The 12353-nt window shown below is 71.2% G+C and carries 10 protein-coding genes and 1 pseudogene; 3 read left to right on the forward strand and 8 right to left on the reverse strand.

Annotated elements, in window-relative coordinates; genetic code table 11:
* Positions 1-10: 10 nt before the first annotated feature.
* The 5 genes from ACZ4YL_RS17940 to ACZ4YL_RS17960 all read right to left on the reverse strand — a co-directional run bounded on the left by ACZ4YL_RS17940 (position 11) and on the right by ACZ4YL_RS17960 (position 5156).
* On the reverse strand, positions 11-1267 hold the full coding sequence (locus ACZ4YL_RS17940; RefSeq protein ID WP_468117485.1) for a hypothetical protein: 1257 nt from the start codon (positions 1265-1267) through the stop codon (positions 11-13).
* Between the two features lie 102 nt (positions 1268-1369).
* On the reverse strand, positions 1370-2131 hold the full coding sequence (locus ACZ4YL_RS17945) for a class II aldolase/adducin family protein (RefSeq protein WP_468117487.1): 762 nt from the start codon (positions 2129-2131) through the stop codon (positions 1370-1372).
* A gap of 134 nt (positions 2132-2265) precedes the next feature.
* A complete protein-coding gene (gene guaA, locus ACZ4YL_RS17950) occupies positions 2266-3852 on the reverse strand; it encodes a glutamine-hydrolyzing GMP synthase (RefSeq protein ID WP_468117488.1) in 1587 nt (528 codons plus the stop codon).
* Positions 3853-3922: 70 nt separating this feature from the next.
* Positions 3923-4786, reverse strand: coding sequence for a helix-turn-helix domain-containing protein (locus ACZ4YL_RS17955; protein ID WP_468117490.1), 864 nt, complete (start codon positions 4784-4786; stop codon positions 3923-3925).
* Between the two features lie 13 nt (positions 4787-4799).
* Complete coding sequence (locus ACZ4YL_RS17960; protein WP_468117491.1) at positions 4800-5156, reverse strand: DUF6879 family protein; 357 nt, start codon at positions 5154-5156, stop codon at positions 4800-4802.
* Between ACZ4YL_RS17960 and ACZ4YL_RS17965 the strand changes: the two genes are divergently transcribed.
* From ACZ4YL_RS17965 to ACZ4YL_RS17975, 3 genes and pseudogenes are all read left to right on the forward strand, one after another.
* Positions 5144-5425 carry a DUF7848 domain-containing protein gene (locus ACZ4YL_RS17965; protein WP_468117493.1) on the forward strand — a complete coding sequence of 94 codons (282 nt, stop codon included), beginning with the start codon at positions 5144-5146 and terminating at the stop codon, positions 5423-5425. The genes ACZ4YL_RS17960 and ACZ4YL_RS17965 overlap by 13 nt on opposite strands.
* 179 nt (positions 5426-5604) lie before the next feature.
* Entirely contained in the window at positions 5605-5868 is a 264-nt protein-coding gene (locus tag ACZ4YL_RS17970) for a chorismate mutase (RefSeq protein ID WP_468117494.1), read from the forward strand.
* A 226-nt stretch (positions 5869-6094) separates the two neighbouring features.
* Positions 6095-6749: pseudogene (locus ACZ4YL_RS17975) on the forward strand (RNA-guided endonuclease InsQ/TnpB family protein); the annotation flags it as partial.
* A 286-nt stretch (positions 6750-7035) separates the two neighbouring features.
* On the opposite strand, the gene ACZ4YL_RS17980 reads toward ACZ4YL_RS17975, so the two are convergent.
* From ACZ4YL_RS17980 to ACZ4YL_RS17990, 3 genes are all read right to left on the reverse strand, one after another.
* Positions 7036-8697: an LPXTG cell wall anchor domain-containing protein gene (locus ACZ4YL_RS17980; RefSeq protein ID WP_468117496.1), complete on the reverse strand. Its 1662-nt coding sequence runs from the start codon at positions 8695-8697 to the stop codon at positions 7036-7038.
* A gap of 189 nt (positions 8698-8886) precedes the next feature.
* Positions 8887-10674, reverse strand: coding sequence for a GMC oxidoreductase (locus ACZ4YL_RS17985; RefSeq protein WP_468117498.1), 1788 nt, complete (start codon positions 10672-10674; stop codon positions 8887-8889).
* Positions 10675-10685: 11 nt separating this feature from the next.
* Positions 10686-12317 carry a succinic semialdehyde dehydrogenase gene (locus ACZ4YL_RS17990; protein ID WP_468117500.1) on the reverse strand — a complete coding sequence of 544 codons (1632 nt, stop codon included), beginning with the start codon at positions 12315-12317 and terminating at the stop codon, positions 10686-10688.
* Positions 12318-12353 lie beyond the last annotated feature (36 nt).

The raw sequence follows: 12353 nt of genomic DNA on the forward strand, positions 1-12353 counted from the left end.
TGTACCCCGATCACTCGGCAACATCGATGGTGCAGCGGTTGGATTCCACCCCTGCGGCCGTGACCACCTGGATCTCCACGCGCCCCGGCTCCACCTCCGCCGGGACCGGCACGGTCAGCACGGCGTCGGACGGATTGGTGAATCCGCCCGCCACCGGGACCAGCGGCACGTGCACGTGCACCGCCCCGACCCGTACGACCAGACGGGCCAGCATCTCGGGCGTCTGCGCCCCGGGGGGTACGAAGCCCACGCCCCGGATCTCGATGTCGTCCCCGGGGCGGACGGCCGCGTCCAGATCCCCGGGCTCCCGTCTGCGCACCACCGACAGCACCAGCGGGCGGCTGCCCTCCGCGTACTTCGCCGCCAGGTACACCGCGGCCGACAGCGCCATCAGCAGGGCCAGCGCCCAGGGCAGCTGCGGCAGCCGGGCCGGGAACCGTGCCAGCGAGGCCGCGGCGTAGCCGAGCACCACCGTCGAGACGAGCACGTACTGCGCGTCCGGGAAGCTCCCGCGGCCCGCGTCGTCCGTCAGCAGGTCCACCCCGCGCGGCCGGTCGGCCGGCAGCTTCTGCAACCGCTGGCCCATGATCCGTACGGAGACCACCCGGCGCACCAGCACCGCCACGGCGGAGGTCAGCGAGACCACCGCCAGCAGCGGCAGCGCCCGGTCCAGCGCCAGGCCCGCGTACAGCGCCTGCCGCTCGGGCCCGGGCGCCGAGGCGGCCAGCCGCAGCGCGGGCAGCAGCGTGGCGAAGGCCGTCAGCACCACCCAGGCGCTGGGCACGGCCTTCGAGGTGGACAGCCGGTTGTCCTCGCCGACCAGCGGGGCCAGCAGCCCGCCGCGCACGGACTGGGCGCGGGCCGCGACCGTGAGCAGTCCGGCCAGCACGAGGGCCGCCAGCAGCCCGGCGGTGCGCGCCGTGGACCAGCCGGTGCCGAGCGCGGCGGCGACCTGCACCAGCAGCAGGACCCCGGCGGCGATCCAGACGGCGAGGACGGCCCGCCGCGAGAACAGGTACAGCCAGGAGTTGCCGGCCTCCCGGCCCCGGTCGGCGACGGTACGGGCCGACAGGGTCAGCTCGTCGGAGACCCACTGGCGGGAGGCGCCGAGCGAGTGGGCCACGGCGGCCGGCACGCCCTGCCCGGAGGCGAACTCGTCGCGCTTCTCCAGGAACGACGCGACCGCGCGCCGGTGGCCCTCGCGGGCGCACTCGTCGCAGGCGCAGGCGGTGGTATGGGTACCTCGGGACATCTCTTGGACAGCCACGTACGTGCCGCCTCTCTGAACTACGGTGCAATGCCAGCGAATTGTGCACCACTGCGGCAGTGCTCCGGATTGCGCACGATGTCAGAGCAGGTGATTAACGGTTCATGATGTTGACGCCACGAGTTCCCTGAGTGGCTGGTAGCTCACCCAGGCGGCCAGATCGGACCCGAACCGCTCGCGCGTCAGGGCCGCGGCGCGGTGGTCGATGGGCACCGGCTTCCCGGCGGCCCGGGCGATCAGCTGCACCTGCGCGGCCCGTTCCGCCTCGACGAACCACCAGACGGCGGCGTCCACCGAGTCCCCCACCGTCAGCAGCCCCCGGTTGCGCAGGATCAGCGCCTTGTACGGGCCGAGCGCGAGCGCGGTCCGCTCCGGTTCGCCGGCCCCGGCGTACTCGTCGAGGAGCGCGTGGTCCTCGAAGAAGGCACAGGCCTCCTCGGTGATCGGGGCCAGCAGCTCGCCCAGCGCCGCGAGGGCCCGGCCGTACGGGCCCTGCGCGCGGACGACGGCGACCACCTCGGGGCGCCGGCGGTGGACCGCCGCGTGCACGGCGAAGGCCAGCTGGTTGACCCGGCGCCCGCCCCGGACCACCCGCCCGTCCCCGTCGACCAGCAGCAGGTCGTCGGCGGTGAGCGCGGTGAAGGCCCGGCCGAAGGGGTTCACCCAGTAGCAGTCCTCGAACTCCGGGTCCCGCGCGGTGATCTGCCCCGCCACCCCGTCCTCGTACCCGAGGCGCCCCAGCAGCCGCAGCGCCTCGGCGAGCCGCTCCTTGCGGTGGGCGCGCTCCGCGTCGGCGGTGTCGTGCACGGGCGGCATCTCGAAGCCCAGCCGCTCCACGGGCACGGGTACGGGCTGGTCCGGCATGGGCGCTCCTTCGAACGGCTCGGTTCGCCGCGCAAGGTACCCGGGGCCCTGCCAAGTGGCCAGAGAAACGGCGAAGCCGCCGCCCGCGGGTGCGGGCGGCGGCTTCACGGCGATCCGGATGGGACCGGGTGGGACTACTCCCACTCGATGGTGCCCGGGGGCTTGCTCGTGCAGTCGAGGACCACCCGGTTCACCTCCGGCACCTCGTTGGTGATGCGGGTCGAGATCCGGGCGAGCACCTCGTACGGCATGCGCGTCCAGTCCGCGGTCATCGCGTCCTCGGAGGAGACGGGGCGCAGCACGATCGGGTGGCCGTAGGTGCGGCCGTCGCCCTGGACGCCGACGCTGCGGACGTCCGCGAGCAGGACGACCGGGCACTGCCAGATCTCGCGGTCCAGGCCGGCCGCGGTCAGCTCGTGGCGGGCGATGGCGTCGGCCTCGCGGAGCAGGTCAAGGCGCTCCTTGGTGACCTCGCCGACGATGCGGATGCCGAGGCCGGGGCCCGGGAAGGGCTGACGCTGGACGATCTCGTCGGGCAGGCCGAGCTCCTGGCCGACCATCCGGACCTCGTCCTTGAACAGCTGGCGCAGCGGCTCGACGAGCTCGAACTCGATGTCGTCGGGGAGCCCGCCCACGTTGTGGTGGGACTTGATGTTGGCGGTGCCGGTGCCGCCGCCGGACTCGACGACGTCCGGGTACAGGGTGCCCTGCACGAGGAAGGCGACCGCGGGGCCGTCCTCCTGGAGGATCTCCAGCTGGGCCTGCTCGAAGACGCGGATGAACTCGCGGCCGATGATCTTGCGCTTGGTCTCCGGGTCGGAGACGCCGGCCAGCGCGGTCAGGAAGCGCTCTTGCGCGTCGACGACCTTCAGCTGCACGCCGGTCGCGGCGACGAAGTCCTTCTCGACCTGCTCGGTCTCACCCTTGCGCATCAGGCCGTGGTCGACGTAGACGCAGGTCAGCTGCGAGCCGATGGCCTTCTGCACGAGGGCCGCGGCGACGGCGGAGTCGACGCCGCCGGAGAGGCCGCAGATGGCGCGCTTGTCGCCGACCTGCTCGCGGATCGCCGCGATCTGCTCCTCGACGATGTTGCCGGTGGTCCAGGTGGGGGCGAGGCCCGCGCCGCGGTAGAGGAAGTGCTCCAGGATCTGCTGGCCGTGCGTGGAGTGCATCACCTCGGGGTGGTACTGCACGCCGTACAGCTTCTTCGCGTCGTTCTCGAAGGCGGCGACCGGGACGACGTTCGTCGAAGCGGTGACGGTGAAGCCCTCGGGGGCGGCGGAGCAGGCGTCGCCGTGGGACATCCACACCGACTGGTTCTCGGGGGTGCCCTCGAAGAGGGTGGAGCCGGCCTTGGAGACGGCCAGGGGGGTGCGGCCGTACTCGCGGGCGCCGGTGTTGTCGACCTGGCCACCGAGGGTGACCGCCATCAGCTGGAAGCCGTAGCACATGCCGAAGACGGGGACGCCGGCCTCGAAGATCGCACGGTCGAGCTGCGGGGCGCCCTCCTCGTACACGGACGACGGACCGCCGGAGAGGATGATCGCCTTGGGGTTCTTGGCCAGCATCTCGTCGACGGGCATCGAGCTCGGCACGATCTCGCTGTAGACCCGTGCTTCGCGGACGCGGCGGGCGATGAGCTGGGCGTACTGGGCGCCGAAGTCGACGACGAGAACCGTGTCCGGGGCGCTGTCGTGGGCGGCGGAGGGTGCTTCTGGCACGGGGCGGCCTTCCGGCGGAAGAGGTGGCTGTTTTGTCGATTCTAACGGGGGACGCAGGGCCCTCTTCGTCTCACCATCCGAATCCCGGCGCCTCCGCTGCCCGACGTGCCCGGCTGATCACCCGCTGTGCGTCCGCCCCGAAGGCGGCGGACGCACGAAGGGCCTGCCAGACCCGGAGGTGGGTGGAGACGCTGTCGGTGTCGTCCAGCCAGAGCTCCGCGTGCCAGGTCTCCGCGACCACCTGCCGGTCGTCGTAGATCCAGAATCCGAGTCCTGGCGGGATCTGCAGGGGCGCTCCAAGGGGAACGATCCCCAGTTCCACGGTGTCGAGGCCGATCACACCGTGCAGACGGTCGAGCTGGGCGCTGAGTACCGAGGGCGAACAGATCCGAGCATGGAGGACCGCTTCCCACAACAGGATCCGGTAGTGCTTTCCGGAGTCGTACAGCCCCTCTTGCCGCTTCATCCGGGAACGCACGGCTTCTTCGATGTCCCTGGGCGTCTGATGCAGCTCCGCGAAGCGGCTGAGGATCGCACGCGCGTAGTCAGGCGTCTGAAGCACTCCGACGACCCAGGACGATTCCCACGCGCGGAGCACACGCGCGTCCGCCTGCGCCTGGTTGTGCACATCCTGTACGGGCCGAAGTCCCCCGGCCAGCTGGCGGCGCCATGAGCGGACACGGCATTCCAGTCCGCGCAGCTGGGCCAGCAGTTCCTCCGCTGCTTCCGGTTGCTCGACTCCTGCCGCCCACGCCCTCAGGTCTTCGGCCGTGGCTGTCTGCCGCCCCGTCTCCAGCTTGCTGACCTTCGACTGGGTCCAGCCAAGCCGCGCCGCCAGCGCCGTACCGGTAAGCCGACTTCCGGGGCAGGTCTCACGCAGCTCCCGCAGCCTCACGCCGAGGGCCGCTCTCGCCTGCTGGTAGTCCGTACTCACCGGTTGCACACGCTCACTGCTGCCCGGCTGCCGCCAGTGCTGCGGCGAACGTCCCGTACGAGACGGCGTAATGCCAGGCCGTGTCCCTCACCTGGGCGTAACGATTGACCTCGACGGGCTCGGTGACCAGCTCGACGTCGAGCAGATTGTCCCCCTCGTCGAAATTGAGCACAGCGACGAGCCGGGAACCTGCGTGCCATTGGTCCTGCCCCTTCGTCGCGCCAGTTCCGGCTTCAAAGGATGTCGGCTGCCACGCAGGAATCTGGCGAACCAGCGCTCGAAGGCCCACCGGCGGGGTGACCACTCGGCCGTGTCGGACTGCAACGTGGAGATCGTCGCTCACCGCAGGCGCAGCCGATGCTGAGCCCACGAGTGAAGCTCCAGTACGTCGCCCACACCATTCGGCACGCGCCGGAAGGCGGCGTCACCTACGAGGTCTTCTGCACGGCGTACCGCTGCGGGGCCGAGTCCGGGCCGCAGGAGGAGCAGGGAACAGCGCAGGACTGGGCGCTGCGGCACACAGGGCGGACCGGCCACAACCTCTTCCAGCGCGCATACACGGACCACGCGCGCGTCACGCAGGCCTCTGAACCGTCTCACCATCCGAACGCGATTGGCCCAGAAGGGGACGGAAGGTAGTATCCGCGCCATGCGCAAGCAGCTGAGCTTCGTCTTTACCTATGGCACCGGTCGGTCCGGTCGCCATGGGTCCTCGTGATGCTCGCTTGAGCCACTGACTTCCCAGAGCGCCCCGGTCCGACAGGACCGGGGCGCTCTGGCGTTTCCGCTCCTGTCGGCACACACCTTCAGGAGAGACCATGACCACGATCACCATCACCCCCGAGCAGCTGATCGCCGACTCCCGTACGCGCATCGACGCCCTCGACGACCGGATCATCGGCCTGATCCAGGAGCGGATGGCCGTCTCCACGGTCATCCAGGACGCCAGGATCGCGTCCGGCGGGCGCCGGGTGCACCTGTCGCGCGAGATGGAGGTGCTGTCCCACTGGAGCGATGCGCTCGGAAAGCCCGGCACCGCCCTCGCCATGACCCTGCTGGAGCTGTGCCGGGGCCGCGTGTGACCGGTGCCGATCGACCTCCGAGGGCGAATTTCATTCGGTGAAGGGTTGCGGGCTCGCTGGTCGGCGCCGGTGGTCGGTCACTCGTTTGGGTGGGGTGTCCGGGTTCCGGCGCGTGGTGAGGAATGCGTCTCTAGTTTCATGTCATGACGGCATTAGCGCAGGTCGGGGAGGGCGGACACGCCCGGTACACCTTCCGGCTGCGCGTGCCGTCTGGCGCCCGCAGGGCCCTGCTACGGGTGCGGTGATCGGTGTCGACTGGGGTGTGCGGGAGACCGCGACCACCACGAGTGACACCCATGACCTCCCGCACTCCGAGTACGGGAGGAAGGCGGCAGGAAAGCTGGCGGGGTATCAGCGGATGATGGCCCGCCGGAAACCGAAGCGCGGTCAGGCCGCGTCGAAGGGCTACCGGACGGCGAAGCGGCAAGCCGCGAAGGCACACAAGAAGATCGCCCGGCAACGCCAGGACACCGCCCGCAAGTGGGCCAAGAAGGTCGTGACGGACTTCGGCCGGATCGCTGTGGAGGACTTCCGCCCGAAGTTCCTGGCGAAGTCGACCATGGCCCGCAAGGCAGCCGACGCAGCGATCTCCGCCACCAAGCACGAGCTGATCAACATGGCGCGCAAGCACGGCCGGGACCTGCGGCTCGTGAACCCGGCGCACACCACCATGGACTGCGGAAAGTGCGGAGCGAGCACCAAGCACGCACTCCCGCTGTCGGAACGTACCTACACCTGCACCGCGTGCGGAGCCGTCTCACCGAGGTATAAGAACTCCGCACGCGTGATGCTCGCCCGGGCTGGTCTCTACCCGGCTACCGCTGATCGCGGAAGACCCGACGGACCGCCGGTCCGCCAGGCAGCGTGAGGTAGAAATCCCTTTCGTTCACGAAAGGGAGGATGTCAACCGTCCGGACCGTGACCCGCCCCCATGGACTTTCGTTGGTGAGGATGTCCGCGTCAGCCAGCCGCGGAACCGCAACACCACGCGTGGATCCGCTGGAGCGGTGAGACGCACGCCCCGTGGAGCGTGCGTCGTGGGACCTCGCTCCTTCGCGTGACCGGACGGCAGGGGACAGCAGCCCGGTCACCCCGTAAAGGACGGCCGGCCCGGGGGACGCCCCGGGCCGGTCGTTCTGCGTTGTCGCGCCTGCGTGGCGTACGCCGTTACGCGTGCCCGCCCGCCTTGCGGCGGAACGCCAGGAACAGCCCGCCGCCGACGGCCAGGAGCACCGCGCCGCCGAGCGCGATCGTCTGGGCGGAGCTGCCGGTGGAGGCGAGGCCGCCGTTGGGCGTGACACCCGTACCGGTGGCCGAGGCGCTCGGCGCCGTGGTCGCGGTGGGCGTCGCGGAGCCGGTCGGGGCCGGCGTGGCCGAGGTGGTGGCGGTCGGGGTCGGGGCCGGTCCGGTGTCCTTCGCGTTGATCACGAAGGCCGCCTTGTTGTTGCCGTGGTTCGGGTCCCAGCGCTGGGCCGTGGTGCCCTCCGGCGTCCACTGGCCGACCGTGATCGAGCCCTTGGCGTCCGCCACGACCGTCTCGATCTTCAGCTGGAACGGGTAGGCGAACGTCTCCTTCTCCCCCACGACATGGCCGGTGGAGCAGAAGTAGCGCGGCGCGCCCAGGGTCTGGTCGCGTTGGGTGCCGTCGGCGTTGACCCCCGTGCAGCCGGCCGGGACCTTGGTGACCTTCGCGCCCGCCGGGATCACGATGTCGGTACGGGCGACGGCTTCGCCCATGCGCAGGTGGGCGACCCACGCGGGGCCGTCGTTGCGGAAGCCGAAGTCGGCGGTGACCGTCTCGCCGGCCTTGCCCTTGAGGGACACGCCCGTGGCCACCAGGTCGGCGGTGTTCCTCGTCGCGAAGTCGAACTCCTGGATGTTGTTCCAGGGGTCGAGGTCCGCCGCCTGCTGGGCGGACCGGGCCGCGGCCTTGGGGGCCTGCTTCGCCGCGGCCAGCTTGTTGCGGGCGGCCGCGGGCGCGCGGTTCTTCGCCGCCTTCGGCTGGTCGCCGGCCGCGTACACCGCGTAGGTCAGGCCGTCGATGAAGGCGTGCGGGGCGGCCTTGAGGGTGAGCGGGCCGTCGACGCCGTAGACCGCGCCCGGCTCGTACTCGCCTTCCAGCAGGCACTGCACCGTGGTCCAGCCCGTGTCCCGCGGCCGGCCGGAGCTGGTGTCGTCGGAGTACGAGCAGTTGTCGTACTGCTCGACGAGGTCGATGCCGTGCGTGGTGCGCATTTCGAGCACGACGCCGTCGACGGGGTCGGTGCCCTCGTTGGCGAAGATGATCGACAGGTTCTGCTTGTCGCCCGGCTTCTGCTCTGCCTTCAGCCGGGCCCGCTCCAGCACCAGGTCGGGGCCGCCGACGCGCACCTTGGTGGTGGCGGGCTTGAAGGTGGCGCCTTCCGCCGTGCCGGTGAGCGTCAGGTCGGCGGTCGCACCGACCTTGCTGTCCTTGGCCGCGCTGAGGTCCAGGTTCACGACGGTGGTCTCGCCCGTCCACAGCGCCCAGCGCTTGCAGGTCACGGCTGCGGCCGTGAGCTTGCAGTCCGCGCCCCGGTTCTTGGCGAGCGTCACGTCGGCGATGCCCTTGAGGCCGCTCAGGTCGATCGTGAAGGTGCTCGGGCGGTCGAACGTCTTGGTGGAGTCGTTGACGATCCGGAACTCCACCGCGGTCTTCTGCGGCTCACCGCTCTGCCCGGGGTGCGGGCGCAGACCGATCCCGGCCGGTCCGGCCAGGGTGAAGACGGGGTCCGCGGCGTGTGCGGGAGTGGTGGCGAGCCCCAGGGCCACGAGGGCGCCGGCAGCCAGCAACGAGATGCGCTTTCTCATGCAGCCGTTGACCGTCGAACATCAGTCGCAGTTGCACACTTCACCGTGTGATCGACACCACAGCCCGGCACCGCGGATTCCGGTACAACCATCAAGGCTGAACATCTGTCACGTATGTACCGCGGTGGGTACCGCGCTCGGAGGGGGAGCGCGGTACCCACCGCTGTCACACGACAGGTTCCGGATCGCTCAGGACGGGCGCGGCGGAATCTCCGGGACCGCGAGGAACGGCAGCCGCAGCGCGCCGAAGGCCTCCTTCGGTACCGCCGGACGGACCGGCTCCACCGCGTCCAGGCGGACGTACGCGGCGCCCTGCTCGGGCCGCGGGTCCCGCTCGCCCATGTTCGGCCAGTACGCCATCGCCCGTTCCGCCTGCGCGGTGATCGTCAGCGACGGGTTCACCCCGAGGTTCGCGGAGACGGCCGAGCCGTCCACAACCGAGATGCCCGGGTGCCCGTAGAGCCGGTGGTACGGGTCCACCACGCCCTCTTCCGGCGAGGCGCCGATCGGGCAGCCGCCCAGGAAGTGCGCGGTCAGCGGGGTCCCCATCAGCTCGCCGATGTTGCTGCCCGGGAAGCCGTTGATCTCCTCGGCCAGCAGGGTCGCGGCCTGCGTGGCCTCCGCGATCTGGACCGGGTTCGGGGCGCCGTGCCCCTGGCGGGCCGTCAGCAGGCCCTTCCCGATCCCGCCGGGCTTGCGGTACGTGGTCAGCGAGTTGTCCAGCGACTGCATGACCAGACCGATGATGGTCCGCTCCGACCAGCGCCGGTTGGACAGCGAACGTGCCAGCTGCACCGGGTGCCGCACGGTCCGGCCGAGCCAGGCACGGACCCGGTGCTTGCTGTGGGGGACCTGGAGGACGGTCATGAACCCCATGGCGTTGGAGCCCCTGCCGTAGCGGACGGGCTCGATGTGGGTGTCGGCGTTGGGGTGCACGGAGGACGTGATCGCCACGCCCCGGGTGAAGTCGGCCCGGCGGTCGCCTCCGTACCGCTTGCGGTAGCGGCGGTCGTCGGTCTGCGCGCCGACCAGGCCCTCGGAGTTGGTCCGGGTCAGCTCCCCGAGCCGGTGCGAGAGGCGCGGGAGCTCGCCGCGGTCCTTCATCGTGTGCAGCAGGGTCTGCGTGCCGTAGGTGCCCGCCGCGACGACGACGTACCGGGCGCGCAGCACCTTGGCCCGGCCCCGACGGCGGCCGTCGGTGGGGACGGTGCGGACGCGGTAGCCGCCCTCGGGGTGGTCGGAGAGCGCGGTGACGGTGGTCATCGGGTGGATGACGGCGCCGGCGCGCTCGGCGAGGTGCAGGTAGTTCTCGTTCAGGGTGTTCTTGGCGCCGTGCCGGCAGCCGGTCATGCACTCGCCGCATTCCGTGCAGGCCTTGCGGGCGGGGCCGGCGCCGCCGAAGTACGGGTCGGGGACCTCGTCCCCGGGCCGGACCTTGGGCTGCGCCTCGCCGTCGGCGCCGTCGCCGAAGAAGACGCCGACCGGGGCCATGTGGAAGGAGTCCGCGACGCCCATCTTCTCGGCGGCCGCCTTGAGGTGGACGTCGGAGGGGGTCATGGTCGGGTTGAGGCGCACCCCGAGCATCCGCTTGGCCTGCTCGTAGTAGGGGGTGAGCTCGCCCCGCCAGTCGGTGATGGAGGCCCACTGCCGGTCCTCGAAGAAGGCGGTGGGCGGCACGTACAGCGTGTTCGCGTAGTTGAGCGAGCCGCCGCCCACGCCGGCGCCCGCGAGCACCATCACGTTGCCGAGCAGGTGGATCCGCTGGATCCCGTAGAGCCCGAGGGCCGGGGCCCACAGGTAGTTGCGCAGGTCCCAGCTGTTCTTCGGCAGGCTCTCGCGGGTGAAGCGGCGTCCTGCTTCCAGGACGCCGACCCGGTAGCCCTTCTCGGTCAGGCGCAGCGCCGAGACCGATCCGCCGAAGCCCGATCCGATGACGATGACGTCGTAGTCGTAGGAATCAGATGCAGACTCAGACACGGTGCTGTCCTTTAGCGGAGTCGGAGGGCCTTCATGACCTTGAGGCTGCGGGTCATGAACGCCGCGTACTTCTCGTCGTCCATGCCCAGCGAGGGCGCCATCGGGAGCAGCCGCTGGTGGGCGACGGTCTGGGCCTCGGTGTACTTGAGGATGCCCTCGGAGCCGTGGCGGCGGCCGAGGCCGGAGTCCTTCATGCCGCCCATGGGCGCCTGGGCGCTGCCGTAGGCGGGGGCGTAGCCCTCGTTGATGTTGACGGTGCCGGTGCGCAGGCGGGCGGCGACGGCGTGGCCGCGGCGGGAGTCCTTGGTCCAGACGCTGGAGTTCAGGCCGTACGCGGTGGCGTTGGCCTCGGCGATCGCCTGGTCCTCGTCGGTGAAGCGGTAGATCGAGACGACGGGGCCGAAGGTCTCCTCGCCGCACACCGCCATGGGGGCCTCGACGCCGTCGAGGATGGTGGGCTCGTAGAAGAGCGGGCCGATGTCGGGGCGGGCGGTGCCGCCGGCGACGAGGGTGGCGCCCTTGGCCACGGCTTCGTCCACGTGCCGCTGTACGGTCTCCAGCTGGCGCTCGCCGACCAGGGAGCCCATGTCGGCGCCGTACGCGAGGGAGGCGCCGAGCCGCACGGCCTTCGTACGGGCGGCAAACCGCTCGACGAAGGCGTCGGCGATCGAGGCGTGGACGTAGAGCCGCTCGATGGAGATGCAGAGCTGTCCGGCGGAGGAGAAACAGGCGCGGACGGCGCCCGCGGCGGCCTTCTCGATGTCGGCGTCGTGCAGCACGAGCATGGCGTTCTTGCCGCCGAGTTCGAGGGAGACCCCGACGAGGCGGTCGGCGGCGCCCCGGGCGACCTCGCGGCCGGTACGGGTGGAGCCGGTGAAGGAGACGTAGTCCGCGTGCCGGACCACCTCGGGGCCGACGACGGGGCCCTCGCCGAGCACGATCTGGAAGACCTCGGCGGGCAGGCCGGCCTCGATCAGCAGGTCGCGGGCCCACAGGGCGGTCAGCGCGGTCTCGGTGTCGGGCTTCATGACGAGCGCGTTGCCGGAGACGAAGGCGGGCAGGGCGTCGCCGACCGACAGTTCGAGCGGGTAGTTCCAGGGGGCGATCTGGCCGACGACCCCGCGCGGCTGGCGCAGCTCGGTGACCTTGGTGAGGGTGGGCATGGCGCCGGTGTGGCCCTTGGGGCGCAGGTACCCGGGGGCCTTGCGTCCGTAGTGGCGGGCCGAGACGGCGACCGCCTGGACCTCCTCGTGCGCGTGCAGGCGGGCCTTGCCGGTCTCCAGCTGGATCAGGTCGAGGACCTCGGCCTGCCGGTCGAGGACCAGATCGTGAAAGCGCAGCAGGACCGCGGCCCGCTTGGCGACGGGCACCGCCGCCCAGGCGGGCTGGGCGGCGCGGGCCCGGTCGAAGGCCTCGGCCACGTCCTCGGGGGTGGCCTCCGGGAGCTCCGCGAGCCGGTCCCCGGTGAAGGGGGTGTGGTTGGCGGTGCGGCCGGATCCGATCACTCCGCGGGTCAGCCGGGCGACCAGGTCGGGGGTCACCACGTCGGCGGCGGTGCGGGCACCGGCCGGGGCCGGGGCGACCGGGTTGGTGGGCTCCGGTGCGGTCCGGAGGGGGGCGGCGGGGGCCTGCGAGTCCGTCATGCCGGTGAGCGTATTGCGCCGGGCAGCCTTTGGGTA

This window comes from Streptomyces sp. NPDC030021 (assembly GCF_055574035.1).

Excerpts from the sequence above, each read along its gene's own strand:
- ACZ4YL_RS17990 (WP_468117500.1), bottom strand. The coding sequence starts at position 12,317 with ATGACGGACTCGCAGGCCCCCGCCGCCCCCCTCCGGACCGCACCGGAG.
- ACZ4YL_RS17980 (WP_468117496.1), bottom strand. The coding sequence starts at position 8,697 with ATGAGAAAGCGCATCTCGTTGCTGGCTGCCGGCGCCCTCGTGGCCCTG.
- ACZ4YL_RS17965 (WP_468117493.1), top strand. The coding sequence starts at position 5,144 with ATGCTGAGCCCACGAGTGAAGCTCCAGTACGTCGCCCACACCATTCGG.
- ACZ4YL_RS17945 (WP_468117487.1), bottom strand. The coding sequence starts at position 2,131 with ATGCCGGACCAGCCCGTACCCGTGCCCGTGGAGCGGCTGGGCTTCGAG.
- ACZ4YL_RS17970 (WP_468117494.1), top strand. The coding sequence starts at position 5,605 with ATGACCACGATCACCATCACCCCCGAGCAGCTGATCGCCGACTCCCGT.